This is a genomic window from Nocardioides xinjiangensis (assembly GCF_017916385.1).
Classification (GTDB): Bacteria; Actinomycetota; Actinomycetes; order Propionibacteriales; family Nocardioidaceae; genus Nocardioides; species Nocardioides xinjiangensis.
Genome location: NZ_JAFMSW010000001.1, coordinates 714,282 through 740,109 on the forward strand (window position 1 = coordinate 714,282; position 25,828 = coordinate 740,109).

Annotated in this window: 25 protein-coding genes, 1 other RNA gene, 1 pseudogene and 1 riboswitch; of the genes and pseudogenes, 5 read left to right on the forward strand and 22 right to left on the reverse strand. The window is 70.3% G+C overall.

What is annotated here, in order from left to right:
* Positions 1-112: 112 nt before the first annotated feature.
* Entirely contained in the window at positions 113-673 is a 561-nt protein-coding gene (locus J3P32_RS03465) for a C40 family peptidase (protein ID WP_210438453.1), read from the reverse strand.
* A 5-nt stretch (positions 674-678) separates the two neighbouring features.
* A riboswitch (cyclic di-AMP (ydaO/yuaA leader) is annotated at positions 679-876 on the reverse strand.
* A 60-nt stretch (positions 877-936) separates the two neighbouring features.
* On the reverse strand, positions 937-1,704 hold the full coding sequence (gene fabG / locus J3P32_RS03470; RefSeq protein WP_210438454.1) for a 3-oxoacyl-ACP reductase FabG: 768 nt from the start codon (positions 1,702-1,704) through the stop codon (positions 937-939).
* Positions 1,705-1,862: 158 nt separating this feature from the next.
* Between fabG and J3P32_RS03475 the strand changes: the two genes are divergently transcribed.
* Positions 1,863-2,915, forward strand: a complete 1,053-nt coding sequence (locus J3P32_RS03475) for a phosphatase PAP2 family protein (RefSeq protein ID WP_210438455.1) — start codon at positions 1,863-1,865, stop codon at positions 2,913-2,915.
* Here the strand turns inward: J3P32_RS03475 and J3P32_RS03480 are convergent.
* Positions 2,912-3,337: pseudogene (locus J3P32_RS03480) on the reverse strand (HIT family protein); the annotation flags it as partial. The gene J3P32_RS03475 and the pseudogene J3P32_RS03480 overlap by 4 nt on opposite strands.
* 74 nt (positions 3,338-3,411) lie before the next feature.
* Between J3P32_RS03480 and J3P32_RS03485 the strand changes: the two are divergent.
* Positions 3,412-4,032, forward strand: a complete 621-nt coding sequence (locus J3P32_RS03485) for an MSMEG_6728 family protein (protein ID WP_210438457.1) — start codon at positions 3,412-3,414, stop codon at positions 4,030-4,032.
* 7 nt (positions 4,033-4,039) lie between these two features.
* On the opposite strand, the gene J3P32_RS03490 is transcribed toward J3P32_RS03485, so the two are convergent.
* Positions 4,040-4,414, reverse strand: coding sequence for a PH domain-containing protein (locus tag J3P32_RS03490; protein ID WP_210438458.1), 375 nt, complete (start codon positions 4,412-4,414; stop codon positions 4,040-4,042).
* A 176-nt stretch (positions 4,415-4,590) separates the two neighbouring features.
* On the opposite strand from J3P32_RS03490, the gene J3P32_RS03495 reads away from it, so the two are divergent.
* Positions 4,591-5,463: a cobalamin-binding protein gene (locus tag J3P32_RS03495; protein WP_210438459.1), complete on the forward strand. Its 873-nt coding sequence runs from the start codon at positions 4,591-4,593 to the stop codon at positions 5,461-5,463.
* Positions 5,464-5,470: 7 nt separating this feature from the next.
* On the opposite strand, the gene J3P32_RS03500 is transcribed toward J3P32_RS03495, so the two are convergent.
* The 5 genes from J3P32_RS03500 to J3P32_RS03520 form a co-directional block, all read right to left on the reverse strand.
* Entirely contained in the window at positions 5,471-5,962 is a 492-nt protein-coding gene (locus J3P32_RS03500; protein ID WP_210438460.1) for a GNAT family N-acetyltransferase, read from the reverse strand.
* Between the two features lie 589 nt (positions 5,963-6,551).
* Positions 6,552-6,959 carry a nuclear transport factor 2 family protein gene (locus J3P32_RS03505; protein WP_210438461.1) on the reverse strand — a complete coding sequence of 136 codons (408 nt, stop codon included), beginning with the start codon at positions 6,957-6,959 and terminating at the stop codon, positions 6,552-6,554.
* A gap of 33 nt (positions 6,960-6,992) precedes the next feature.
* Positions 6,993-7,889 (reverse strand): SIR2 family NAD-dependent protein deacylase, encoded by an 897-nt coding sequence (locus tag J3P32_RS03510; RefSeq protein ID WP_210438462.1) that lies wholly within the window; start codon positions 7,887-7,889, stop codon positions 6,993-6,995.
* Positions 7,886-8,710, reverse strand: a complete 825-nt coding sequence (locus tag J3P32_RS03515) for a protein-ADP-ribose hydrolase (RefSeq protein WP_210438463.1) — start codon at positions 8,708-8,710, stop codon at positions 7,886-7,888. The genes J3P32_RS03510 and J3P32_RS03515 overlap by 4 nt, the downstream gene beginning before the upstream one ends.
* Complete coding sequence (locus tag J3P32_RS03520; RefSeq protein WP_210438464.1) at positions 8,707-9,093, reverse strand: winged helix-turn-helix transcriptional regulator; 387 nt, start codon at positions 9,091-9,093, stop codon at positions 8,707-8,709. The genes J3P32_RS03515 and J3P32_RS03520 overlap by 4 nt, the downstream gene beginning before the upstream one ends.
* A 155-nt stretch (positions 9,094-9,248) precedes the next feature.
* On the opposite strand from J3P32_RS03520, the gene J3P32_RS03525 reads away from it, so the two are divergent.
* On the forward strand, positions 9,249-9,830 hold the full coding sequence (locus J3P32_RS03525) for a nuclear transport factor 2 family protein (RefSeq protein ID WP_210438465.1): 582 nt from the start codon (positions 9,249-9,251) through the stop codon (positions 9,828-9,830).
* Between the two features lie 690 nt (positions 9,831-10,520).
* On the opposite strand, the gene J3P32_RS03530 is transcribed toward J3P32_RS03525, so the two are convergent.
* Positions 10,521-10,928, reverse strand: a complete 408-nt coding sequence (locus J3P32_RS03530) for a hypothetical protein (RefSeq protein WP_210438466.1) — start codon at positions 10,926-10,928, stop codon at positions 10,521-10,523.
* A 156-nt stretch (positions 10,929-11,084) separates the two neighbouring features.
* On the opposite strand from J3P32_RS03530, the gene J3P32_RS03535 reads away from it, so the two are divergent.
* Positions 11,085-11,960, forward strand: a complete 876-nt coding sequence (locus tag J3P32_RS03535) for an abortive infection family protein (RefSeq protein WP_210438467.1) — start codon at positions 11,085-11,087, stop codon at positions 11,958-11,960.
* 21 nt (positions 11,961-11,981) lie between these two features.
* Here the strand turns inward: J3P32_RS03535 and J3P32_RS03540 are convergent, their stop codons facing one another.
* The 12 genes from J3P32_RS03540 to J3P32_RS03595 form a co-directional block, all read right to left on the reverse strand.
* Positions 11,982-12,407, reverse strand: a complete 426-nt coding sequence (locus tag J3P32_RS03540; RefSeq protein WP_210438468.1) for a hypothetical protein — start codon at positions 12,405-12,407, stop codon at positions 11,982-11,984.
* Entirely contained in the window at positions 12,400-14,481 is a 2,082-nt protein-coding gene (locus J3P32_RS03545; RefSeq protein WP_210438469.1) for a hypothetical protein, read from the reverse strand. Before J3P32_RS03545 ends, J3P32_RS03540 begins: the two co-directional genes overlap by 8 nt.
* 11 nt (positions 14,482-14,492) lie before the next feature.
* On the reverse strand, positions 14,493-16,100 hold the full coding sequence (locus J3P32_RS03550; protein ID WP_210438470.1) for a hypothetical protein: 1,608 nt from the start codon (positions 16,098-16,100) through the stop codon (positions 14,493-14,495).
* A gap of 86 nt (positions 16,101-16,186) precedes the next feature.
* Positions 16,187-16,780 (reverse strand): site-specific integrase, encoded by a 594-nt coding sequence (locus J3P32_RS03555; RefSeq protein WP_210438471.1) that lies wholly within the window; start codon positions 16,778-16,780, stop codon positions 16,187-16,189.
* A complete protein-coding gene (locus J3P32_RS03560; protein WP_210438472.1) occupies positions 16,708-17,685 on the reverse strand; it encodes a hypothetical protein in 978 nt (325 codons plus the stop codon). The genes J3P32_RS03555 and J3P32_RS03560 overlap by 73 nt, the downstream gene beginning before the upstream one ends.
* A gap of 97 nt (positions 17,686-17,782) precedes the next feature.
* Positions 17,783-18,152, reverse strand: a transfer-messenger RNA (tmRNA) gene (ssrA, locus tag J3P32_RS03565).
* A 69-nt stretch (positions 18,153-18,221) separates the two neighbouring features.
* On the reverse strand, positions 18,222-20,057 hold the full coding sequence (locus J3P32_RS03570; protein ID WP_210438473.1) for a hemolysin family protein: 1,836 nt from the start codon (positions 20,055-20,057) through the stop codon (positions 18,222-18,224).
* Positions 20,058-20,066: 9 nt separating this feature from the next.
* On the reverse strand, positions 20,067-20,984 hold the full coding sequence (locus J3P32_RS03575) for an ROK family protein (protein ID WP_374222505.1): 918 nt from the start codon (positions 20,982-20,984) through the stop codon (positions 20,067-20,069).
* Positions 20,981-22,483, reverse strand: coding sequence for a glycoside hydrolase family 3 N-terminal domain-containing protein (locus J3P32_RS03580; RefSeq protein ID WP_210438475.1), 1,503 nt, complete (start codon positions 22,481-22,483; stop codon positions 20,981-20,983). Before J3P32_RS03580 ends, J3P32_RS03575 begins: the two co-directional genes overlap by 4 nt.
* Positions 22,480-23,319 (reverse strand): carbohydrate ABC transporter permease, encoded by an 840-nt coding sequence (locus tag J3P32_RS03585; RefSeq protein WP_210438476.1) that lies wholly within the window; start codon positions 23,317-23,319, stop codon positions 22,480-22,482. Before J3P32_RS03585 ends, J3P32_RS03580 begins: the two co-directional genes overlap by 4 nt.
* Complete coding sequence (locus J3P32_RS03590) at positions 23,319-24,242, reverse strand: carbohydrate ABC transporter permease (RefSeq protein WP_210438477.1); 924 nt, start codon at positions 24,240-24,242, stop codon at positions 23,319-23,321. The genes J3P32_RS03585 and J3P32_RS03590 overlap by 1 nt, the downstream gene beginning before the upstream one ends.
* Positions 24,243-24,487: 245 nt before the next feature.
* Positions 24,488-25,777: an extracellular solute-binding protein gene (locus tag J3P32_RS03595; RefSeq protein WP_210438478.1), complete on the reverse strand. Its 1,290-nt coding sequence runs from the start codon at positions 25,775-25,777 to the stop codon at positions 24,488-24,490.
* Between the last annotated feature and the right edge of the window lie 51 nt (positions 25,778-25,828).

A 25,828-nucleotide genomic window follows, 5' to 3' on the forward strand; every position in this document is an offset into this window, starting at 1 on the left:
TCGAGCGGGAACAGCAGGGGGATGTGCCTCGAGTGTGGCGGCGCGCCCTCCCCGATGGGAGAAGGCGCGCCACAGGGTAGATCAGCAGGCTCTGCCTACCAGCTTCGGCCGATCACCCACGCCGGAGCGTTCCGCCGAACCACTGGGAGGTCCACGGGACGGCCACCCGCACCCGCTGCCCGGAGCCCGGGGAGTGCACCATGACCGCGTGGCCGCGCTCCCAGCGCAGGAACACCGCGGCGTGGTAGACGCCGCCGCTGCCGTGGAAGAACATCAGGTCGCCCGCGCGCATGTCCTTCTTCGCCACGCGCCGCGTGAAGCCGGCCTGGGCCGCCGACGTGCGGGGCACGGGGAAGCCGGCGCGACGGTAGCTGTAGTAGACGAGCCCGGAGCAGTCGAACCGGTTCGGCCCGGTGGCGCCGTAGCCGTACCAGTCGCCGCGCTGGCGCAGCGCGGTGTCGCGGGCGCCGAGGACGCGGGCGGCGACGCGGCGACTGGCGGCGCGGCGGTCGGTGGTCGTCGAGGACGTCCGCTCCGAGGTCCGCTCCGACGTCGTCGGGGAGGACTGGGAGCCGGCGGCGGTGGCGGGCAGCGCCGTCAGGGTCGAGGCGGTGAGGCCCAGTCCGGCGAGGGCGAGCGCGCAGGCTCGCGCCGTGCGAGAGGTCGCAGGCATGAGTGTGTGTTCCTTTCCCACGCCTGTGAGGTGAGCTGTCGGGTTGGGGCTGGAAGGTGCCCCGCCGCCTGCACGGCGACTTCACCCCGAGCCGGCGCGTGCAGTGCTGCACGAACCGGCAGTGGAACCTGTGGGTCCCCCACTCCTGCCCTCGAAGATGTCGGGGGTCGCCCCGGGCGGGCAGGACTCGGCGTTGTCCCGGGGCGGGTGGTGCTGATCGTCGAGCACCGTAGGCACATCACCGCGCCGGGATCAAACCGCGGTCAGCCGAGCTTGCGTCCTCCGTCCACGTAGAGCGTCTGGCCTGTGATGAACGACGCTTCGTCGCTGCACAGGAACGCCGCCGCGGCGGCGATGTCCTCCGGCTGGCCCACCCGGCGGACGGGGGTCGCCTCGGCGTTGAGGCGCTGCAGCTCCTCGGGCTCCATCTTGAGCCGGCGCGCGGTCGCGTCGGTCATCTCGGTGGCGATGAAGCCGGGGGCGATCGCGTTGGCGGTGATGCCGAAGGGGCCGAGCTCGATGCCGAGGGTGCGGGTCAGCCCCTGGATGCCCATCTTGGCGGCGGAGTAGTTGGCCTGGCCGCGGTTGCCGAGCGCGGAGACGCTGGAGAGGTTGAGGATCTTGCCGTACCTCTGCTCCACGAACCGCGACTGCGCCGCCTTGGTCATGTTGAACACGCCCTTGAGGTGCACGCCCATGACCAGGTCCCAGTCCTCCTCGGTCATCTTGAAGAGCAGGTTGTCGCGGGTGATGCCGGCGTTGTTGACCAGCACGTGGATGCCGCCCAGCTCCTCGACCACGCGCTGGACGGCGGCCTCGGCCGCGGCGGCGTCGACGACGTCGCACGCGACGCCGATCGCCCGCGCACCCTCGACCAGCTCGAGCCGGCCCGCAGCCTCCTGTGCCGCCGCCTCGTCGAGGTCGAGGACGGCGATCGACGCGCCCTCGCTGGCCAGGCGCTGGGCGATGCCGAAGCCGATGCCTCGCGCTGCTCCGGTGATGGCGGCGACGCGCCGGTCGAAACGACCCATGTCGGTGACTCCTCAGGCTCGGTGCTGGTCCTCCCGGGAGACTAGTGGTCGCTGCTCCGCCCGCGCGCCGCGGTCGTGCGGGTGCGAGGACTCCCCCGACTTGTGGAGATCCGGTGCAGGGGGTGGGCCGCGGCGCGGCGCGTCGCTAGCGTGCCGACATGGGACGGGGGGACTTCCGTGCCGCGGCCGTGGTGGCCGCGGTGATGGCCGTGGCGACGGTGCTGGTCGCGACGGCGTACGACCTGCCGGTGCGCGACCCGGACGGGGTCTCCGTGCCGACGTGGGTGCGGCTGCCGGTCATCGTCGCGGCGGCCGTCCTGCTCGACGTCGTGCCGCGCTGGGTGCTCGCCGCCCGCGGTGCCGCGCACGCGGACGCGTGGGCTGCGCTGCGGTTCGTGCTGCGTGACCGGTGGCACGGAGCCCAGGTGCGGTTCACCCTGAGCGGGCTCGCCGCCTGGTACGTCGCCTACGTCGCCTTCCGCAACCTCAAGGGCTACCTGCCGTTCGTCGACGACCGGCTCTGGGACACCGAGCTGGCGAGGGCGGACCGCCTGCTGTGGCTCGGGCACGACCCGGCGGACGTGCTGCACCAGGTGCTCGGCACCGGCTGGGCGGCATGGCTCATGTCGGGCGTCTACGTGCTGTGGATCGGCCTGGTGCCGGCGACGCTGGCGGTCGCGCTCGTGTGGACCCGGCGCTCGCTCGCGGGGGCGTTCTACGTCACGGCCGTCTCGTTCAACTGGCTGCTCGGCGTGGTCGTCTACTACCTCGTCCCGTCGCTCGGGCCGGTGTACTCCCGACCCGGCGAGTTCGCCGACCTCTCCCCCACCTTCAACACCCGGGTCCAGGAGTGGTTGCTCCAGGACCGGGTCGACGTGCTGGCGGGCCCCTGGGACACCCGCTCCGTCCAGACCATCGCCGCCTTCGCCTCCCTCCACGTGGCGATCACCGTCACCGCGTGCCTGGTGGCCGAGGTGCTGCGGCTGCCGTCGTGGGTGCGGGCGGGCAGCTGGGTCTTCGCCGTGCTCACCTCGGTGTCCACCGTCTACCTGGGCTGGCACTTCTTCGTCGACGTCCTGGGCGGGGCGGTCATCGGCGCGGCCGCGGTGGTGCTCGCCGCGCGGGCGACCGGCCACCCGCTGCGTCGACGCGCGGAGGCAGGTCCGGGCCCCGCCGTCGCGCACGACCGCGCCGGCGCCGGGCACCCCTAGCCGTCGAGCGCGTCACGCAGCCGCTCGGCGTAGGTCTCCGCCTCGCCCTCGGCGTACCTCGTGCGCGGCCAGAAGAAGCCGCGCAGGCCGTCGCCCTTGGTCCGCGGCACCACGTGGAGGTGCAGGTGCGGCACGGACTGGCTGACGGTGTTGTTCATGGCCACGAACGACCCCTGCGCGCCGAGCCCGTCCTTGACCGCGGTGGCCAGCCGCTGGGCGGCCGCCAGGAAGCCGTCTCGCAGCCCGGCCGGCAGGTCGGGCAACGTCTCGACGTGGGTGCGCGGCACGAGCAAGGCGTGGCCCTTGAAGACCGGCCGGGTGTCGAGGAAGGCGACCAGGTCGTCGGTCTCCAGGACGACGTGGCCGGGCAGGTCACCGGCGACGATCCGGCAGAACACGCATCCGTCCATGCGGTCAGTGTGCCGCGTGCTCCGCCGCGCCGTGACCCGTCGTCGGGGTGGGGCGCCGCGCGTCGGGGGTGCCTACCCTCGAGGGAGTGCAGACGTTCCTCCCCTACCCCGACTTCGAGGCGTCGGCGCGCGCGCTGGACCAGAAGCGGCTCGGCAAGCAGCGCGTCGAGACCATCCAGGTCGTGCGCGCGCTGACCGTGGCCGACTACGGCTGGCGCAACCACCCGGCGGCGCTGATGTGGCGCGGCTACGAGGAGGCGCTCGGGCGTTACGGCTTCGCGTGCTGCGAGGTGTGGCTCGAGCTCGGGTTCGGCGACACGTGCGCGGCGACCATCGGCGCGGACCTGCGGGCCGCCGGTGTCACCGAGGTCCGGACGCAGGCCGAGCTCGCCGACGCGGGCGCGCTGCCACCGTGGCTCGGAGACCCGGGCCTGCACCGCAGCCACCAGTCCGCGCTCGTGCGCAAGGACCCGGAGTTCTACCGGCCCCGCTTCCCCGACGTGCCCGACGACCTGCCCTACCTGTGGCCGGTCCGCTCCCCCGCCGTCGTCGAGGCGGAGCGCAAGCGTGCGGAGAACGCCGTGCGCCGCGCCGAGCGCGCGGCCGAGCGGATGCTCCAGGAGGCCGAGCGGGCACGCAAGCGGCGCAGCCGGGCGGCGAAGAAGGCCTGGGAGACGCGGCGTCGCAACGCGCGCGAAGGCGGCTAGGACTCGGTCAGCCGGCGTTCAGCACGGCCCAGGCGATCAGCTTGTCGAGGCGACGGATGTCGACCTTCTTGTCCAGCTTGATCTTGATGTGGCCCGCCCGGGTCCACATCTCGAGCTCTGCGTTGAAGTCGAGCAGCTTCCCTGCGTTCTCCGACGACCACATGTCGATCCGGCTGTACGGCAGCGAGTAGACCTCGACCTTCTTGCCGGTCAGGCCCTGCGCGTCCCTCACGATGAGCCGCTTCGTGGTGAAGATCGCCGAGTCGCGGAAGGTCTTGTACGCCGCGACGGCCTGCTCGCCGTCGACGAGCAGGTCGTTGACGTCGGCCGGCACCGGGATCTCCTGGACGAGCGTCCACGACGTGATGGCTGCTGTTTCCATGGCGGCAGCGTCTCAGGACGAACGCCTTCGCGAGGCCGATTCGCCCGTCCGAAAGTTTGAACTGTGTCCGCGCTGTCCGCGCACGTCGCCGAGCCGCGGCGCGCGACCTCGTGCTTGAGGACCAGCGCGCGCGCAACCCGACTCGCTGGAACGTGTTCGACGTCTAGGGTCGGGGCGTGCGCATCGTCTCGCTGATCCCGTCGGCCACCGAGATCCTCTTCGCCGTGGGCGCGGGCGACGACGTGGTCGGGGTGACCTTCGAATGCGACCACCCGCCGGCGGCACGGGAGCGACGCGTGGTGTCGACGTCGGCGATGCCGGAGGGGCTGGCACCGCGCGAGATCGACGACTTCGTGGCCGCTGCGCTCGCCGCGGGCGAGGACCTCTACCGCCTCGACGCCGACGCGCTGGCCGAGCTCGACGCCGACCTCGTCGTCACCCAGGACCTGTGCGCCGTCTGCGCGGTCGACGTCGGCACGGTCGGCGAGGCCCTGGACTTCCTCGGCTGCCGCGCCGAGGTGGCGACCGTCGACCCGCACACGCTGGACGACGTGCTCGCCTCCGTCCGCGAGATCGGCCGGCTCACCGGCCACGACGACGCGGCCGAGGGCCTCGTCGCCTCGCTCGAGCAGCGCCTGGCCACCGTCGCCGAGCGGGTCGCGGGGCGCGCCCGCCCGCGCGTGCTGGTGCTGGAGTGGACGGACCCGCCGTTCGCTCCCGGCCACTGGATCCCGGAGATGGTCGCCCGGGCCGGCGGCGAGCCCACCCTGGGCGTCGCCGGGGCGAGGTCGATCCGCACCACGTGGGAGGACGCCGTCGCGTCGGGGCCGGACGTCGTCGTCTGCGCTCCGTGCGGCTACGACATCGAGGGCAGTGCCGAGCTGGCCGCGGGTGTGCGCGGCCACTTCCCCGGTGTGCCGGTGTGGGCCGTCGACGCCGACGGGCTGTTCGCGCGGCCCGGGCCGCGGCTGGTCGACGGGGTCGAGGCGCTGGCCGGGATCCTGCACCCCGAGGCAGCGCCGACGTCCGAGCACTGCCGGCGCGTCTGAGCGGCAGCTACGCCGTCTCGGGGCGCACCAGGACCACGAACTCCCGGCCGTCCCGGGCGGCCGCGAACGAGCCGGTGCGGGCGAACCCGAGGCGCTCGACGGTGCGCAGGGCGCGAACGTTGAAGCTCGCCACGGTGACGCGGAACGCGGGCGGGGCGAACCGGGCGCGACCGAAGGCCAGCCCTGCCGCGATCACCGGCCGGCCGAGCCCCTGGCCGGTGAGCTCGGGGCGCAGGCCGCCGCCGGTGTCCAGGGCGGAGTCGTCGTAGTCGCCGCCCGGCACCTGCCCGTCCCGGCCGAACGAGCGGAAGCCGATCAGCCGCCCGGCGGCCATGACCGCGAAGAACCCGGCGCCGGGGTGCAGCAGCTGCTCGGGGTCGGCCCCGGCGATGTCGTAGACGTCGTAGGGCGGCTCGTAGCGCCAGGTGACCATGTCCTCGGCGTGCTCGCGGGTCAGCGGCGCGACGGTGATCGAGGCCGGGTCGATCTGAGGGGGCACCACCGCAGGGTGCCACGACCCGTGCGGTGGCCGCTCGGGAGCGCACGCGCTGGCTCGACCGGGCACCTCGGCATGCGGCAGCCGCAACGACGACGAGGCGAGGCGGCCCGCAGCATCTGCCGGCCACCTCGCCTCGTGACGAGTGGAGCTAACTGTGACATTGGGGTGTCTTCCGGTACTCCGTGTCTCCCAAGGTGCGCAGCGCCGCTACGTGGCAGTGTCTTCCTAGTTGGGGTGTCCCCGGCTGTCCACCGGGAGACACTGGACGTGGGTTTGGGCACCCAGCAGGCACCTACGGTGAGAACTCGTCGCCCGCGTGATCGCCGTCGGTCGAGCAAGCGCCGAGAACGCCATGGTGGACTTTCAGTAACGCTCGCGGGGCGACGCGGGCGCGAACATCCGGATCTGCCGATCTGCGGACGGCATCGCCAGTGACGCTCAGTCTCGGCGGGATCCTCCTATGAGCGGTTTGCGTTGTGCCTCCAGCGGTGGACGCGAGCCTTGAGGCCCGTCCAGGCATTCTGGCGCCAAGTGCGACCGGGTTCGCGGGTCCACTCGCAGAGGCAAGGCAGTTGGCTGGGCTCGGACATCAGAACATCCCGTTGGGGTTGTTGGGGTGCTCGGGCAGGGGTTGGAGCACGTCCCAGTGTTCGACGACCTTGCCGTTGTCGTCGAGGCGGAAGATGTCGATGCCTGCGTATTCGAGGTCGCCGGGCCAGGTCTGGTGGCAGTGGAGGATGACGTGGTTGCCTTCGGCGAAGGAGCGGACGAACTCGACGTGCTTGCCGGGGTACTCGGCTGCCATGCGGTTGAAGTAGTCGATGAATGCCTGCTTGCCGTCGCCCACGTGGGGGTTGTGCTGGATGTAGTCGTCCCCGGCGTACTTCTCGATGGCTTCGGCGGGTCGGTTCTGGTTGAACATGAGGTCGTAGAAGGCCTTCACGTTCTCCTTGTTCCTGTCCAGTGTGGTGGTGGCGCTGGCGCCGAGGGCTGTCATGGCCGTCCTTCAGGCTCGTGGGTTGCTTGTAGGTCAGTGGTTGGTACGGGTGAGGTGGCTGATGGAGGCCTGTGCGTCTCCGGAGAGAGAGAACGCACGGTCAGTGAGGTCGCCTGGCACGTCGGGGTGGTCGCGGTTGATCCGGATGAGGGTGGCGTGGGGCAGTGCGCGGGTGATCTGCTCGATGGGCCAGCGGATGACGCCGGGGGTGTTGTAGCCGGAGCCGATGTCGAGGACGGCGACCTTGGCGGAGGTGTCCTGGGCGTTGCGCAGCCAAGCCTGCAGGTCTCGCCCGGTTGGGGCGAAGTGGTCGGCGATGTAGAAGCGTCCGGCGTTGACGTTGAGGTACACCTCGCCGCCGCAGTTGGGGCAGGTGGGTACGGCGTCTTCGTCGATCTGCCCGGTCTGCGGGTCGAGGGTGGCGTGGGCGCGTTCCAGGATGGGGCGGGCATCCCACACCTCGCGGGTACACGGGGAGTGGCACTGGTAGAGGGCGTAGTCGCCTTGCGGGGTGAAGACCAGGTCGGGGTCGAAGCCGTTGCGGGCGAACAGGCCGTCGACGTTGGAGGACATGACGAAGTGGTCGCGTTCGCCGACCGCGGTGCGGAGTTGCTGATAGATCGCCGACGGTTCGTTGCCGAGGCGGATGTCGCGGACGTGGACGGCCCAGAAGCCCCATTGGTGGCGCGGAGGGAGGGGGTAGCCGATGAGTTCGTAGCGGGCGTTGAACCCAGCCTTCTTGAGCCACGGGAACAGGTCGGCGAACCGGTCGCGGTCGGTGTAGTCGTACCCGGCTGCAGCCGACAGTCCAGCCCCGGCGCCAATGAAGACGCGCTCGGCGTCCGCGAGCGCGGCGGCCGCGGCGTCCAGGTTCTGCGACCCGCGCACCGAGTCGTAATGATGGGCGTGGGTGTGGGAGGTGTGGGTCACGGGAGTCGGCCTTCGAGAGTGGTGCGGTACACGGCGGTGTCGTGGTCGGAGAAGGTGTTGAAGATGACCTGCATCTCGGACTCTGGATGCGCGGTGAGCCACCGGGTCACGGTGTCGACGGCGACGACGGTCGCGGCTTCAATGGGGTAGGCGAAGACGCCGGTCGAAATGGAGCAGAACGCCACCGAGGCGATGTCGCCGTGGCTGTCGGCGGTGTCGAGGCAGGAGCGGTAGCACGAGGCGAGGGCTTCGGCGTCGGCAGCGGATGGTTCACCATCCGCCACGATGGGGCCGACGGTGTGCAGTACGTGCCGGGCTGGCAGGTGGTAGCCGCCCGTGAGGGTGGCGGCACCGGTGGGTTCGAGGTGACACTGCGCGGCCATGTGGGCGGCGCATTCCTCGCGTAGCCGGGGTCCGGCGACGGCATGGATCGCGTTGTCGATACACGCATGGCCCGGGGCGAAGCAGCCGAGCATCCGGTTGTTGGCAGCGTTGACGATCGCATCGGCACGAAGGGCGGTGATGTCGCCCTGCCACAGCGACATCCGCGACCCGACACCCGCCAAACGCAGACGCGGCAAGTCGGCGGTGTCGGTGACCAGGCGTTGGGCGTTCTCCCACGCCAACACGCCATCAAGGAGCCTCGCGAGGCCGTCGGGCAACGGGCCAGGCGGCCGAACGGTCAACACGTCGGCCAGCGCGACCCTTCGCTGACGCGCTGTCGCGCCGACGGTCTCTGCAGCAGCCTCGGGCGCGAGGTGGTCGAGCAGGTCCACGACAGCGCGGTCCACTTGCCGTTGGGTCAACTCGGTGACGCTCACGCGTCTGCTCCGACGGTCGTCGCGTCGTAGGTTGCGCGAGCCGCGAGCACGCCACTCATGTGCTCCCTGGCCCACTCCTCAAGAGCGGCCAGCGGCTCACACAGGGAGCGTCCCGCCGCGGTGAGTTCGTACTCCACGCGTGGGGGCACCACCGGGTAAACAGTGCGCTTGACCAGACCGTCGCGCTCCAGCCCGCGCAGGGTCTGGGTGAGCATCTTCTGCGAGATGCCGTCCACGCGCTCGGTGATCGCCTTAAACCGGTGCGGCCCGTCGGACAGCGCTCCAATGATCAGCACGGTCCAGCGATCGCCGATGCGGTCCAGCAGTCGCCTGCTGGGGCAGTTGCGGTCGTAGGGATTCCACTGCGAGGTGTCGAGGCTCATGGCTCACTCACTCATCCGGTAGTCAGGCACTTTCGGGTGCCTTATTTCTTTCCGTGCGTCAGTCACCAACAGTAAGTGCTGTGACTTCATTCCGCCATCCCGACCACCAGACAAACCCGAGCCAGATCGCTCCCACCACCCGAAGGAACCGTCCAATGACCGCCGCCTCTCGCTCCATCGCCCGCCCACGCACCGCTCTGTCCACCCTCGCCGCGACCGCCGTCGGCGCAGTCGCTGCCGGAGCGCTCGCCCTGCCGACGGTCACTGCTGCAGCCCCCGCGGCGGACGCTGCTACCTCGGCCAGCCGTACGGCCACATCGCCCGTCCCTGCTGGCAACAAGGGCCTCACCCAGCATGAGAAGGCCAACCGCCGCGCCGCCGTCCGGCTGCTCGTCGGCGCGTTCACCAAGCACGACCCCGACACCTACGCGCGCCGCTACATCGACGCCAACACCTACATCCAGCACAACCCGCTGTTCGACAACGGCCGCGACGCCTTCATCGCCGGGGTCACCGCCTACTTGGAACAGTTCCCCGACTACACGCTGCGCGTCCGCCGCACCGTCACGCAGGGCAACTACGTCGTCGTCCACGCCCTCGCCAAGGTCAACGCCTCGGACCGCGGCACCGTCGAGATCGACGTCTTCCGCTTCAACAAGGCCGGAAAGATCGTCGAACACTGGGACGCACTCCAGCCTGTAGCCGAGACCTCCGTCAACGGCAATCCGCAGGTCTGATCGACAGCCACCTCGGAGCGGGCCGCAGCCTCATGCGTGCGGCCCGCTCCAACGATTGGTTCAGCGGGGTGGAACGTCCGGATCTGCCCGCGATGCGTTCGTGGGTCCGAGCCTAGAGGGGCGGCCCGTCGCTCACTCGGTCTCGTCGGCCCGCGTAGTCGCTGCTGAACCGTCCGGCACCGACCCTACCCAAGCGTCAGTGTGCCGGTCCATACTCGATGTGGTGGGTCGGTGCGCGAATGGCAGGCGCACCGCACCACCACAAGCAGCAAGGGCCGGTGACAGGGCCCTCGACGCAGCCGGTTCCGTCCGGAGCACAGTGGTAGGTGAGCCGGACAACCAAGTGGCCCGAGTCGTTGTTGCAGGCGGCTCGGGCCACTGGCACGAACGGCCCGGCTGTCGGACCACGCTCCGAACCGCTGTCTCTGAGTCCCGCGGGGTTTCCTGGGGCGATTCCGCCGTAGGCGGAAGATGAGACAGCAGGACTTCACCGCCGAGCCAGCAGTCGCAGGCCGCATTTGCCATCGGCAAGTGGACACGCCTGAGGCGCCGGACGCCGCGACTCGTCGCGCCGCCATCATCGCCACGGCAGGCAGCGCCGGGGACGTCTTCGGGCCGGGCTACTTGCGGACGCTACGGGCGGACTGGCCCGACTGAGCCACTCGGAGGCGGCCTCAACTCGCAGACAGGTCAGCCCGCCGGGGTTGCCCACTCCCGCCGTACGGCGTGGGCGACGCGAGCAAGGTCGTCGGGCGCGGCACCCGAACGGGCAGCCTCCAGCGGGGTCTGTCCATCGAGTTCGGGAGCCGGTGTGTGGATCAGTACTGCGACAGCCCACGGATCGAACCCCTGCAGTTCGTGAAACACCGCAGCCAGTCCGGGTCGCACCTCGACCCGCCCGCTGGGAAGGCGGTGGAACTGCCACACGGGGTAGACCACCTGGCCGTCAGTTGTGGCAAGGCCAAGAAGGGCGCCTCCGACCTCCCCACGCGCCCGCCGATCGCTGGAGAGTCCCAACGCGGCGCTCACCCGCGACCACGACCAGAACGGGCCGACAAGGTCAGCCAGTTCGTTGCGATCGCGCGACACCGAGGGCATGACGACATCGTGTGGGTCTCCCCCAGTGCTGGTCAATGTGCGGCGATTGCAGATTCCCGACACTCACATGGCTCTCGATGGGCACGGCGAAGCCGATGCCGCGCGCGCGGCCTACCGTTAGCGAGCAGGACAGTCGATGGCCGCTAGCGTCGGGCCGTGGCCCGCTTCACTCCCAAGGTTCTCCGCCTCCTCTCGGCCTACGTGACTGACGTCGCGATCCGTGAGATCGACGCCCTCTTCGGGGACAACGACATCCGGCTGGGGCCGGAGCAACCGGATCCCGACGACCAGAGCGTGCGCAGGGAGCGCATGCGCCGCTACTTGGCGACGCTGGATCTCGCCAGTCCCACTGACCGGGCGAAGTTGGTCGCCGTCTACACCGACGCCATGCAAGACATCGGCGAGCGTTCCAAGCACGGGGGCGACTACTACGACCTCATGCCACTGAAGACCAGGTGGCTCAACACCCTTGCTGACGCCGGGTTCGAGGTTGATCCATGGACGTTCGTCGTCACGGACCCCTCGCACGCAGCGGCTCCGGTCTCGTTCTCAGCCGACGCCCTCGCAGCACTCGCCGATCCGGCGGTGATTCACGACCACTTGGGCCGCTTGGGTGACACGGTTGAGTCGGACCCTCGGCTGGCGGTGAGCACAGCCAAGGCCCTGATCGAGTCCACCGCAAAGTGCGTCCTGTCGGCTCGCGACGTGGCATACACGAAGTCGGACGATGTGACCCAGTTGGTCGCTCGGTCGCAGGAAGCGCTCGGGCTCGCTGCCAAGGGGGCGAGTGGGGAGGATCAATCGCTTCGACGGGTGCTGGGTTCGCTCGTCACGCTGGCGCAGAACGTCACCGAGATCCGCAACAAGGTGGGCGTGGACCACGGGGCCGAGAGCGTGCCGACCTGGGTCCGCCCGCGTCACGCACGGCTCGTGGTCGGCGCCGCGCAGGTCTGGTGCCAACTGATGCTCGAAACCCTCGGCGACCCCGACGCCCCGTGGCGCACCAGCAGCCCCAACGGCGAACGTTCCTGAGCGAGAGCGCGCGATCGGTTCCTAGTCGCCTTGCTGGTCGCGGCGGATGCGGGTCACGACCTCCCGTTCAGGCCGCACGTCATGCTCATCAAGTGACCGAGCAAACAGGGCGATCGCGAAGCGATCAAGTTGCTTCTCCAGGTCGCGGTTCTTCTGTCGGAGTTCGACGATGGTCTGACGGTCGGCGCGTACGGCGGCTTCGTTGAGGCTGTCACCGCGCGTGAGGTTGGCGGTGAGGCGGGCGAACCGTTCGTTTAGCCGATAGGGGCTGTTCTCGGTCTTGTCCTGTGCGAACGCGCGGGCGACGGCGTCGTGGCTTCTGCCGGTGATGTGTTCGATCTGGCGCTTGGTGCGGGGCGCGTTGGGGTCGTTCTCGATGGCGACGAGGGCGTCGGCGACGGCTTGCATGACGGTGTCGGTGACGCGCTTGCGTGTGGGGCTAGGCATCGTGTGGCTCCTCGTCGAGGTCGTCGTACAGATCGTCGGGGTCGGTATCGGCCTCTGTGAGGTCTCGGCGGATGCGTGCGAGGTTGGCGCGGTCGCGGCGCATCCGTTCGATGAGGTCGGGGTGTCCGCGGTCCTCGTCGAGGTAGGCGTCGATCCTGTCGAGCGCATCTACGACGACGCCAAGGTGGACGGGTCGCGCGAGGGCGTTGGTGCAGTCGAGGCCGACGCAAACGTGGTCGCCGAGTTGCGGGCGGTCGGTGCCGCAGCCGCTGGTGGCGGGGTTCCACATGCAGTCGTTGGCGAGCCCCAGGTGGAGGCGGTCGGCGAGCGTGGCTGCGAGTCGATCGGCGCGGTCCGGGTCGGCGATGACTTGGGCGCGGAACTGGGTGATGTGGTGGGCGGCCGGTCCAGCGATAGGAGTGTCGCCGCTGATGAGCGCGGCTGCGTCGTTGTGCAGAACGCGTTTGCGGTCCGCGTCCATGTGGCGGACGGCTTGTTGCTGGCCGTCGCTCATGTAGCCACTGGTCATCCGCCAAGCGGCGTGGCCGAGTTGGATGCCGAGACCCAGTTCTGCGCCGGGGTGCGTTGTGGCGTAGACGCTGAAGGAGCGTCGCAGGCTCGTGGCGTGAATGGCCAGACCGCGCGGAAGGGGGATTGGAGCGAGTCCTGGGCCTCGCCCCCTTCCGGGGCGCCGGGTTGGGTCGTCGTTGACGAAGTCGAGGAGCCGGGCGATGTCTCGGGTCGGGACGTAGGTCCCTGCGTTGTCCGTGTCGCGTGCGAAGAGATGGGTGTCGTGTTCACTGAGGGCGCTGAGAACCTCCACGGTCCGGATCACGGGCCGCGGAGCCCACCACTCGCGGCCCACGCCGTCGGGGTTCTTGTTGCCCTTGTGCTGGATGCTGCGCAGGGCAGGCAGGCCGTCCTTGGTGGTGGCGGTCTCGCGGGTCAGTTCTTGTAGTTCGCCGTCTCTCATGCCAGTCAGGCTGGTGATCAGAACGTAGCAGGCGCCCCGCAGCACTGCCACGAGGTACTCGGTCTCTCCGAGTCCCAGTTCCTCGACCCACAGGCTGCTGGTGCCGTCGGCATGCTCGACTTCGACGGTGGGGGTGTAGAGCCCGCCGAAGACAGTCCGATCTGGGTCACTTGCTGCCTGCTCGATCAACGCCACAGCCTCGGGCATGAACTGGTGGTGCGACCGTTTCAAGACGGTCGCGTTGATGCCGAGCAGTCGCTGCAACAGCGTCGTGTTTGGCTCTCCGCGCCCATCCTTCTTGCGGCCGTGCCCGGTGTGAAGGGGTAGGGCACCGCCTTGCTCCGACCAGTCGCTCAGCGCAAGGAATGCGTTGTTGCCAGAGGGGCCACGTGGCTCCTTGGGGATGCTTGATCGGACTCCCGCAGCAGCGATGATGTCGACGCTGAACCGGTCGACGATGACCCATGATGCGGCCACAAGGGGCGCCCACGTCTCCCATGGGAGCGGAGGCGTGGAGTTCTCGTCGTTGCGGGTCTCACCAGCGATCTCGGTGGCGCTGCGACCGCCCCATGGATAGAACGGCAGGGGGTCCGATATGAGGCCGCTGCATTCTCGGAGCATGCGAAGCGCGCTGATGTGCTGCCGGATGGTGCTTGCGGCCAGCCCGACACCTTCCTTGCGGTGTTCACCGCTGCGCAGGTCGTCGAGGAACTGATCGGCGTGCTCTTGGGTCCAGTCGCTGAAGCGGACCAGTCCATGGGCTTCGGACCACCTGACGATGGTCGCGAGGTGATGAAAGTGGTTAGCGATAGTCGCTGGCGGTGCGCCGTCTCCGCGACGGATCACGCCCGCTTCTACGACCTCGTCACGGTCTGGGGCAGCGAGCGCCATGAGGATGTTCTTCACCGTCGTTCGGTGGTGGGCGGGGACGCCGGTGAACCGGATGTAGCGCTCGCCCATGCTGATGCGTGTCTTGGCTTCGTTGAGGTCCCATGGCGAGTCGCCATAGACGGGGCTGCCCGGCAGGTGGGGCCACACGGGCATGGCGTCCTCGAACGGGTTTGACCAAGGCTGGTTTGCCGAACCGGCGGCGTTCGGCATCGATCGGAGGCTCATCGGGCGCCTCGCTCCTGCGGGCCACGCATGTCGTTGAGGACGCCGGGGTCGATCGGGGTCAGGTCGGCTCGCTGGCGTGCTTCCTCGATTTGCTCCGGGGTGAAGGCGGGCAGGATGACCTCGGTGATGGTGTCGTAGATGGGCTTCCAGTGATGGAGCCACGTCTCGGGGTTGGCAGCCTTGTCCGGGTGCGCGAGGTCCTGGATCGCGATGGCTGCCGGGAGGTGGTGTCGGGTGATGAGAGCGTTCGGGCAGCCAAAGCAGGTGCCGGTCATGGACTTGGTGCAGACGCTTCCGTCAGCCTCGTAGGGGCTGCTGAGAGGGTCTCGACAGCCCGCCTGAGGGCCGTCGAGTCGTCCGGCCACCAGAGCCTGGGCCATGGCCTTGTCGAGTCCTGGTGCCGTTGCTCCGGCACGAAGTGCGTCCTCGGCCTCGGGTGTGACGATCGTGGGACCGGTGAGTGCGCGTTCGAAGAGGTCGTTGACGCCTTCGACGAGGACGCGTCCCGCTTCGGCGCGCAGCACGGGGCTGTTGGTGTAGGAGCCGAAGAAGGTTTCGGCGGAGTGGCGTCGACCCTTGGATAGGTACGAGCGGGGGTCGGCGAGTGCTTCTCGCGTCGTCACGGTCTTGCGCAGTCGGGCCCAGTAGTTCGGGCCGGTGAAGGACACTCCGTTCCTCTCGGCCACCGACGCCAGTCGGTACTCAGCGCGGTTCCACGGTGGCTGCCTCACGGTGCCGCCAGCGTCGCGCATGAGGATGAGGGACGGGTTGCCTGACTCTGCGCGCGCGGATGCGTTGAGCATGATGGTCCAGCGCATCGCTTTGAAGGGTGCTGTGTCGCGGCGTGCGTAGACCTCGTCGTAGACCTCGCCTCCGGCACGGTTCTTGGTGTAGCGGACGCGGATGCGTTCGATGTGGTCGTGTTCCGCGAGATGGGCGAGTCGCTCGCTAGGAGCCATCAGTGTGAGTGCTGCTTCGACTTCGGGTGTGGTGGTCGCTTCGATGTCGTCGATCGTTAGCGCACGTAGTACCTCGGGTGGTTCGCCGGTGGACAGGCTGAGGAGGACGTGGGTCGCCGTGTGGACGTCGATGTCCGAGATGCCTCGGTCTGGTTGCGCCAGCGCGCTGCGGACCTTGAGGTAGGCCCAGCGTCGCCACTCGCGTGCCTCTTCCTTGCTGAGCGCCGGGAGGCCCTCGTTGCGGTGGTGCCACAGCCGGGGCTGGCGTTCCAACCGCTCACGTACGGCTTCGTGCAGGGTGCCGGGGTGGTCGTCCTCGTAGCGACGCAGGAGTGCGAAGAGGTAGAGGACCTTGCGGTAGTTGGTGTCTGACTGTGCCTCGCGGTGACGGGCGAGCATGTTGAGTTCCCACAGGTCGATGTGGGCTCGCCGCAGGTCACTGAGCGCGAACCGGCGCTTCTCGTCATCGCTGAGCGGCAGTTGCCCGACTGACGACAGGAACTCGCGCAGGCCGTTGGCGAGTTGGGATTCGAAGCGCCCGAACTCGGTGAGCACCTGCAGCCATGTTCGACCCAACTCGGTCGCGATGGCCGGTGTCTCGAACGTCGCGGGGTCGATGGTGTGGCTCTTGCTCTCTCCGTACACGACCCACTCGTAGGTGAACGGGCCGTCTGAGGAAGCGGTCGAGCCTGCGCTCCGCGGCGGCACCGCGGGTGTCGAGTAGGAGCCCCTCATGCTGTGGCCTCGTTCGGCTGGTCGTCTTCGAAGTCGTCCCAGTCGTCGTCGATGGTGCTGGGGTTGGGGCCTGGGTCGTCGGCGGTGTGGCCGATGAGTTCGGCGGCGGTGGTGGCGAGCGCGGTAGGGAGGTCCTCGGTCCAGGTTTCGGCGGCGTGGAGGTAGTGCATGGTGGTCTGCACGCTGGCGTGGCCGAGGAGTTGCTTGACGGTGAGGACGGGGTTGGCGAGGAGGAAGTAGGGGTCGCCTGCGCGTTCGCGTCCTTCCTTCATGAGGGCGGCGAGCATCCGGACGGCGTAGGAGTGGCGCATGGTGTGTGGGGTGACGTGCACGTGGCGCGGCGGTTGGTCGCGGTGGGCTGCGTGTTGGACGCGGACGCGTCCGTCGGCGAACAGGCGGTTCCAGCGCTCGATGCCGGGCGGGATGCCTCGGCGGGACACGAGCAGGGTCAGTGGGTCGATGGTGCCGTCGTCGAGGATGCGAACGGCCTTGGCTCGCTGCTCGTTCGTGAAGCGGATCAGGGGGATGCGTTTGGAACCCATCGCGACGTACTGACGGCCACGCCGCTCGACCACGTCGTCGACGACCAAGAGGGCGCCGTCCGCACCTTCGAGCGGAGGTTGCGCTGTGCTGTGGCGACGACCGTGGCTCGTTCGGTCTGACGGTAGAGGTCGACGGCGTGCGCGACCTGCGGCGTGATGTAGATCGAGCGGACGACGTTCTTCTTGCCGAGCCGATCGAAGACGTGGATGGACTCAGGTCCCATCGTTTGCGGGGCAGGGACCTCCACGTTCAGGAGGAGAGCGCACTCCTCGCGACGCAGCCCGGTGGTGGCGAGAAGGAGTCCGTACACGTAGTCCCTTTCGGGATACCCCGGCGCTCCTTGAGCCGGTGAGCCGTCGCCTCGCATGCCGACGTCGAGGAAGTGTCTCGTCTGAGGGGCGCTGAGGAACCTCGCCTGCCGTTCGCGGCGGCCCGCGGACACGAGGGTGTTGCGGTTGCTCCTGCCCCATCGCGGGATGGGATCGCGGTCCATCCAGCCGACCGTGGTGGCGTAGTAGAAGAACGACGAGTAGCAGCCCATCTCGGTGGAGAGGGTGGAGTCCTTCACCTCGTGCTGACGTGCGTCGCGGTAGGCGACGAGGTCCTCGGTCGTGGCTGCGGTGAGATCGACGCGCTCGTCCTGATGGCAGGCGCGGACGAATCGGAGCAGCCTCGCGAGGTGGTAGGCGTGGAACTTGCGGAGGCTGTCGAGTTCGTAGGCTCGTTGCTGCCAGGCCGTGAGCAGGTACAGGTTGAGGTGTCGGCATGACGAGGCCGAGCCGTCGTCGTCAATGATGAAGGGGAAGCCGTCGGGCACACGGTGCCGGTCGAGAGCGTCGATCACGTCTGCCCAGGCGAGTGTGCCGTCGCCAGAGGGATCACTCAGAACTTCATCCCCGTGTAGTCCACGTTGGACCTCTACCACCCGCAACAGGCTGCCTTCCTCGTTCACCGGGTCTCCCGGTGGACAGCCGGGGACACCCCCAACTAGGAAGACACTGCTACGTATCGGCAGATAGATTACAGGGATGAAGTTGTCTGAGTGTTATTAGTGGAGCTGCGGGGAATCGAACCCCGGTCCTCGAGCGCCGAACCAGGTCTTCTCCGGGTGCAGTCTGCGATGTCGCTTTTCTCGGCCCCGGCGCTCGCACAGACACGTCGCCGACAGGCTCAGTCAGGAAAGAGTCCCGGCCACCCCTCCTGACAGGAGGTGACCAGCAAGTCTCCTAGATGAGGCCTGGGTCCGGGACGGAGACGGATGCCCGGTCAGACCCTTCGATCACTGCTCAGGCAGCGAGAGCGAAGTCGTTGCGCTCAGAATTGGCAACTATGGTTTCCAGCGATCGTTTACGAGTTGGCGCTGGCTTCTCGACCCGCTTCCCCTGGAACTAACGTCCCAAGTCGAAACCGATCAGCCCCTCTTGTGTTGTCAAGCAGGCCGGAGCCTGCGACTCCAGTCTACCGGCCTCAACCGACGGCGGGCGAGCGCTATTCCGCCGTGCGCAGCGGATCCGCCTGCCAGGCGCCGTCGTCAAGGCGCCACAGCTGGTCGCCAGCACCGGCCGCCAGGCCCTCGGACGGGGCCGACTGGTCGAAGTCCATCCCGGCGGCGGTGACGGCCTCGCCGTGCCTGCGCCACGCCCGGGCGTGCTCCCGCTCGATCGCCGCCCGCTGCTCGGCCGTCGCGTCGGACGGCAGGACCATGCCCTCGCCCGGCGGCTCCGGTGCGGTCGGCTCGACGGAGCCGTCGGGGGCGATGACGAACAGGCGCTCGTTGGTCATCCGGTGCCCCGCGCGGACCAGGAGCGAGCCGTCGTCGCGCCAGCGGAACCGCACCGACCAGCCATCCCCCTTGACGTGACCGTCGCGACGGCCGGCGACGGCGTCGTCGGGCAGGAAGAGGCCCCAGCGGGCGAAGTAGCGGGCGAAGGCGTCCTGCTGGGCGCTCGTGCGGCCCTCGCCGGGGTCCGCGCTCCCACCGTCGGACGCCCCGTCCGCGGATCCGTCCCCCGGGCCGTCGCCCGACCCGCCCTGGCCAGCCGGCCCGTCAGCCGGACCGGTGACGAGCGGCGGGTGCAGCCGCACGCGCGTGATCCGGTGGCCGTCGACCTCGACCACCTCGAGCGGCCGGTCGCCGAGGAGCACCACGTCGCCCACCTCGCCCATCCGCGCGAGGCGGTGCAGGACGTAGCCGGCGACGGTCTCGAAGGGTCCGTCCGCGAGCTCCACACCGGTGCGCTCGGCGAACTCCTCGATGGTGAGACCGGCGTCCAGCGTCGTCGGGTCGGCGGCAGCGGCGACCTCGGCGTCGGTGTCGTACTCGTCGTGGATCTCCCCGACCAGCTCCTCCATGAGGTCCTCGAGCGTGACGATGCCGTCGGTGCCGCCGTACTCGTCGACGACGAGCGCGATGTGCGCACCCAGGCTGCGGAGGTGGTCGATCGAGGGCAGCACGCGGTTGGTGCGCGGCAGCACCGGCAGGTCGCGGGCGAGCTCGGCGACGGTGGTGGAGCGGTCGTCGGCGCGGCCGAGCACGTCGCGCAGGTGCAGGTAGCCGAGCACCTCGTCGAACGACTCGCCGGTGACCGGGTAGCGGGTGTAGGGCTGCTCGACGATCACCGAGACCGCCTCGGCGAGGGTGAGGTCGCCGGCGAGGAACACCACGTCGCCCCGCGGCTTCATCACCTCGCTCAGCGACCGGTCGCCGGCCTCGAAGACCTCGTCGACGAGCCTGCGCTCGCCCTCGGGGATGTCCTCGTGGCCCGAGATCATCATCCGCAGCTCCTCCTCGTCGACCTCGTCGCCGGCCGCGTCGGGGTTGCCGCCGAGCACGCGCACCAGCAGGTTGGTGGACAGCGACAGGAGCCAGATCACCGGCGTCATCACCGTGGCGAACCTGCCCAGCGGCGGCGCGAACAGCTTGGAGACGCCGACCGAGCGCTGGAGCGCGAGCCGCTTGGGCACGAGCTCGCCGAGCACGAGCGAGAGGTAGGACACGACCAGGGTCGTCACGACCAGCGACACGGTGTCGGGGGCCGGCACGCCGAGCCCCTCGAACGCCGGCGCGAAGGAGGGCGCGAGCGTGGAGGCGCCGAACGCGGCGGAGAAGAAGCCGGCCACCGTGACGCCGATCTGCACCGCGGAGAGGAACCGGTTGGGGTCGCGGGCCAGGGACGCGACGGCGTGCCCGCGCCCGCCCTCGGTGTCCAGCCGCTCCACCTGGCCGGCGCGCAGCGACACCAGCGCGATCTCGGTCGCCGCGAACACACCGCCCACCAGGATGAACGCGAGGACGAGGAGGACGTCGATCCACGTGCCGGCCACGACGTCAACCTATCGGGCGGCCACCAAGGCGGCGCCGACCGCGGCGACCGGGTAGTGCTGGGGGACCATGCTCACTCGGTCGGCCAGCCCCAGCGAGGCGAGGAACGGCGACCCCTCCCCCAAAGCGCGCAGCTGCCGCACCACCTCCACCCGCAGCGGCTCGCCGACCTCGCTGACACCGCCGCCCAGGACGATGCACTGGGGATCGATGGCGAGGCCGAGGGCGCGGACCGCGCTCGCCACGCCCCAGCAGAAGTGGTCGCGCACCTCGACGGCGTGGACGTCGCCGCCTGCCGCGGCGGCGAACAGGGCGGCGGCGGGTGGCCCGTCCGGCGTCGGCCAGGCCCGCGCCAGGGCGCGTCCGGACGCGACGGTCTCCAGGCATCCGGTCTGGCCGCAGCCACAGGCCGCACCGGCCGGGTCGACCGGCAGGTGGCCGATCTCGCCGGCGGCACCGTGCTCACCGCGCCGGAGCCGGCCGTCGACGACCAGGCCGGCCGCCAGACCGGTGCCGACGCTCAGGTAGACCACGTCGTCCGCGGCGACCAGCGCGCAGGCGGCCAGCGCCGCGGCGTTGACGTCGTTCTCCAGCACGACCGGGACGCCGAGCCGCTGCTGCAGCAGGTCGCGCAGCGGCAGGTCGTCGCCGTCGACGCCCAGGTTGACCGCGTGCCGCAGCATCCCGCGGCCCACGTCGACCAGCCCCGGCACGCCGACGCCGACCGGGCAGCGCAGCGGCTCGCCCAGCTCGCGGCCGAGCTCGGCGAAGACCTGCTCGGCGGTGGCGAGCACGCCTTCGGCGCCGGAGCCGGTCGACGAGCGCACCTGGGCCAGCACCGCGCCGTCCGCGCCGACCACGACGCCGTCGGTCTTGGTGCCGCCGATGTCGAGCCCGATCGTCCGCGCGTCCGCCCGTGCGGCACTCACCGCGTCCATCCCGCCTCTCGCAACCGCTCGACCACCGCGGCGACGCCCGGAGCGGACGAGCCACGGGTGCAGATCCTCGCAAGCCCGACGTCGTACGTCGCCGGCCAGCCCCACTCCACGACCACCGCGGGCCTGCCCGAGCGGGCCAGCGAGCGCAGGAAGGCCAGCACCTCGGGCCGCCGGTGCGCGTCGCGGACCTGCACGACGAGCGGCGCGTGCGCAGGTACGCCGTCGGGCAGGCCGTCGTCGAGCGCCTGCGGGTCCAGCCGGTGGTCCGGCGCGATCCCCCACGCCACGTCGCCCACAGCGATGTTCGCGACGGTCTCGACGCTCAGCACCGAGGCGCCGGCGAGGTCGGGCAGGTCGCCGTCGACCTGCAGGGCCGACCGCGCGGCGACGGCCTGGCGCGGGGCGTCCGGCGGCTCCGGGGTCGACCCGGGCGCCCGCACGCCGACGGCGGCGACGCGGGCGGCTGCGTCCTCGAGGCGATCGCGCCCGAGTCGTCCCTGCCCCACGGCTGCGACGACCGCGTCGCGGACCTCGATGACGAGCGAGGCCGGCTTGTCCGGACCGATGCAGAGCAGGTCGCAGCCGGCGGCGAGGGCCTGCACGGACGCCTCCGCGATGCCCAGCTCGGCCGAGGCCCCCGCCATGTCGAGCGCGTCGCTGACGATGACGCCGTCGAAGTCGAGGACCTCGCGCAGCATGCTCAGCACCACCGGGCTGAGGGTGGCGGGCCGCTCGCGGTCGAGCGCCGCGACGACGATGTGCGAGGTCATCACCGCAGCGACGCCGGCCTCGACCACGGCGTCGAAGGGCACCAGCTCGCGCCGCGCGAGGGTGTCGGCGTCGACGTCGATGCGCGGCAGCGCGAGGTGGCTGTCGGTCGCGGTGTCGCCGTGGCCGGGGAAGTGCTTGGCGCAGGCCGCGACCCCCGTCGACTGCAGGCCGCGGGTCCAGGCCGCCGCGTGGGCGGCGACCTGCTCGGGGTCTGCGCCGAAGCTCCGCGTGCCGATGACGGGGTTGTCGGGGTCGCTGTTGACGTCGGCGTCCGGCGCGAGGTCGAGGTTCACGCCGACTGCGGCGAGCTCGTGGCCCACCCAGCGCCCAACGGCCTCGGTGAGGCCGAGGTCGCCGGCGCCGCCGAGCGCCGCCGCGCCCAGGACCGGGCTCGGCTCGCGCGTGTGGAGACGGCTGACGTCGCCGCCCTCCTCGTCGACGGCGATCACCGCCACCGGGTTGGCCGCGCGGATCGCGGCGCTCAGCGCCGCCAACGCGGCGGGGCCGTCGGCGGTGTTGCTGCCGAAGTAGCAGATGCCACCGAGACCCTGCTCCAGCAGCTCGCGGTAGTCGGCGGGGAGCGTCGTGCCCTCGAAGCCCGGCAGCAGCACCCGGAGCGCGAGCGAGCGCACCTCGTCCGCCGGGTCCCCGGCCGAGTCGGGCTCCTCGCGTCGTCCGTATGCGCGCACGGCACCGGCGGGCGGCTGGGCCGAGGTCATCCCTTCACCGCCCCGGCGGTGAGGCCGCTGGCCATGCGGCCCTGGACGACGAGGAAGAAGATGATGACGGGCACCGCGATCAGGGTGGAGCCGGCCATGATGCCGCCCCAGTCGGTGCCGCGGTTGACGTCGGTGAAGGTGGAGAGCCAGAGCGGCAGTGTGCGCTGGTCCTCGCGGGTCATCACCACCAGCGCCAGGGTGAACTCGTTCCAGGCCTGGATGAACCCGAAGACGCCCGTCGCGACCAGCCCCGGCGCGAGCAGCGGGAAGGTGACGCGGAAGAACGCCTGGACGCGGGTGCAGCCGTCCATCATCGCGGCCTCCTCCAGCTCGTAGGGGACGCCCTCGACGAAGCCGCGCAGCGTCCAGATCGTGAAGGGCAGCACGCCGGCGACGTAGACGATGGTGAGGCCGGCGACGGTGTTGAGCAGCTCCATCGTCTCCAGCATCTTGTACTGGGAGATGAACAGGCCCTCGGCCGGGATCATCTGGATGACGAGCAGGGTGACGATGAAGGACATCCGGCCGCGGAAGCGGAACCTCGAGACCGCGACCGCCGCCACGAACGCGAAGCCGAGCGCCACGACGAGCGTCAGGCCGGTCACCATCAGGCTCGTCCTCAGGGCGGCGACGAACTGGCCTCCGTCGAAGACCGTGCGGAAGTTGTCGAGGTCGCCGCCGAACGGCACCCAGGTGGGCACCCGGTTGCGGATCTCGTTGCGGTCGAGGAAGGAGCTGTTGACCATCCAGTAGACCGGGAAGACAGCGAGGACGAAGGCGACCAGGCCGACGCCGTTGGCGAGCCACCTCGTCGGGCGGGGGGTCGGACGGGCCATCAGGCGGCGCTCCTCTCCTGGCGCAGCATGGCGCGGACGTACGGGGCGGTGAGCACCACGGTGAGCGCGAGCATGAACACCGCGACCGCCGCGGAGGTGCCGAAGTCGCCGCCGCCGATGCCGAGCCGGTAGATGTAGGTGCCGAGCAGGTTGGTGGCGCTGGCGCTGCCGCCGGCCTCCTGCAGGATGAAGATCTGCGTGAACACGCGCAGGTCCCAGATGATCTGCAGCAGCCCGACGACGAGCAGCACGGGCCGGATGCTCGGCAGGACCACGTGCCGCAGCCGCTGGGCGGGCGAGGCGCCGTCGATCTCGGCGGCCTCGACGAGCTCCTCGGACAGCTGGGTGAGCGCGGCGTACACGGTGAACGCCACGAACGGCACGCTCATCCACACCACGACGACGGTGGCCACGAAGAAGAACGACAACGGGTGCAGCAGCCAGCCGTGGCCCTCGAAGTCGCCTCCCAGGGCTGTCAGCACGTGGTTCACGACGCCGTACTGGGTGTCGAAGAGCCACTGCCACACGGTCAGCGACGCGACCACCGGCATCGCCCAGGCGAGCAGCAGGCCGGTCTGGGTGAGGAGGCGGACGGGGGTGGACATGGCGCGCATGACGAGCGCGAGGCCGACGCTAATCAGCATGGTGACGACGGCGTTGACCAGGCAGAACACCACGGTGCGGGCGGTCACCCGCCACAGGTAGCCGTCGGTGAGCAGCTCGCGGTAGTTGGCGAGGCCGACCCACTCCGGCGGCCGGCCGAACTGCTGCGCCAGGCCGAACTCCTGGAAGGAGAGCACCAGCTGGCGCACGAGCGGGTAGCCCAGGGCGAGGCAGAGGGCCAGGACGGCCGGGGTGACGAGCAGGTAGGGCAGCGCGCTGGCACGCGGGCGCGGGGTCCGGCCGCCCGTCCCTCGTCCCATCGCGCCTCCCGTCGTGGGTCGCGGTGCTCGTCCCGGTGTCCGTCCCACGGAGCCTGCCACCGAGTGTGCCGCCGTGGCTGCCGCGGGACCTGTCACGGCTCCTGCGGTCCGTCCTGCCATCGGTCCTCCCATCGGTCCTCGCGTCGGTCCTGGCGTCGGTGCTGCTGAGTTCTCCGTCGGCCGGGCCGGGCAGGCCTCGGCGGGGGGCGGCGACCGGTGCCGCCCCCGCCGAGCCGATCGGTGGCTCAGCCGTTCAGCTGGCCGCTCATCTGCTCGTCGGCCTCGGCGGCGAGCTCGGCCACGTCGCCGCCCTGGGCGATCGCGCTGAAGAGGTCCTCGAGGACGCGGGAGCCCTCCACGTTGGCCCAGCCCGGCGCGGCCGGCGTGAGCTTGGCGTTGGACGCGGCCTCGATCGTGGCGGCGGCGTACTCGTCGTCCCCGAGCAGCGAGGCCAGCGAGTCCTTGGCCGGCGTCAGGCCGGCCTCGGCCAGGATCGTCTGGTACTCGTCGCTGAGCATCAGGGCGACCGCCTCCTGGGCGAGGTCCTGGTTGGGCGACTTCGCCGCGATGGCGATGTCCGAGCCGCCGAGCAGCACCGGGGCGGGCTCGCCGTCGCTCCCCGGGAGGGCGAAGACGCCCATCTGCTTGGCGAACGTGTCCGGGCAGCCGGTCTCGGGGTCCTCGATGAGGCCCTTGACCCAGCCGGGTGTCGACATCATGCCGACCTCACCGGCGCAGAACGGCGTCCACGGGTCGGCCTCGTTGCCGTCCTTGGGTGCACCCGAGGCCTCCATGAAGAGCCGCTGGGCGGTCTCCAGGCCGGCGACGGACTCGGCCGAGCTGAGGGCCGGTTCCCACTGGCCGCCGTCCTCGGTGGCCAGGTCGCCGCCGGCGTCCCAGATGAACGTCGCACCGTTGCGCCAGTCCTGGCCGGGGAACCAGAAGCCGGAGAAGGTGGCCGGCTTGGGGTTGGCCTCCTTCAGGGCGATCGCGGTGTCGACGAACTCCTCCATCGTCGTCGGCACCTCGAGGCCGGCCTTCTGGAGCAGGTCCTTGCGGTAGAAGATGTACTTCGAGCCCGCGTAGTAGGGCACGGCGTACGTCTTGCCGTCGACGGTGGCCCCCTCGACGAAGCCGGGGAGCAGGTCGTCGCCGCCGAGGTCGTCGAGCTGGTCGGTGAGGTCGGTGAACGCGCCGGCCGAGGTGAAGGTCGGGGCCTGGGTGTTGCCGATCTCGACGACGTCGGGCGTCTCGGACTCGCTGGACAGCGCGGTGGTGAGCTTCTCCACCAGGCCGTCCCACTCCTGCTGCTCGATGGTCAGCGTGGAGCCGGGGTTCTCCTCCTCGAAGGTCTCCTTCAACCAGTCGCGGGCCTCCTGCGGGGTGTCGGTGCCGTTGAGCCAGACGCGAATGTCGGCCGACTCGGGGCCGCCGTCCTCGCCCGACGAACCGCCGTCGTCGCCGCCGCACGCGGCGAGCGTGGTCAGCGCGAGCGCGGCGACCGCCGCACCTGTCAAGGACTTCCTGATGCGCACCACAGTGTTCCTCTCGATGATGTACCGCTGGTGGCGATAGGGGTGGGGGTT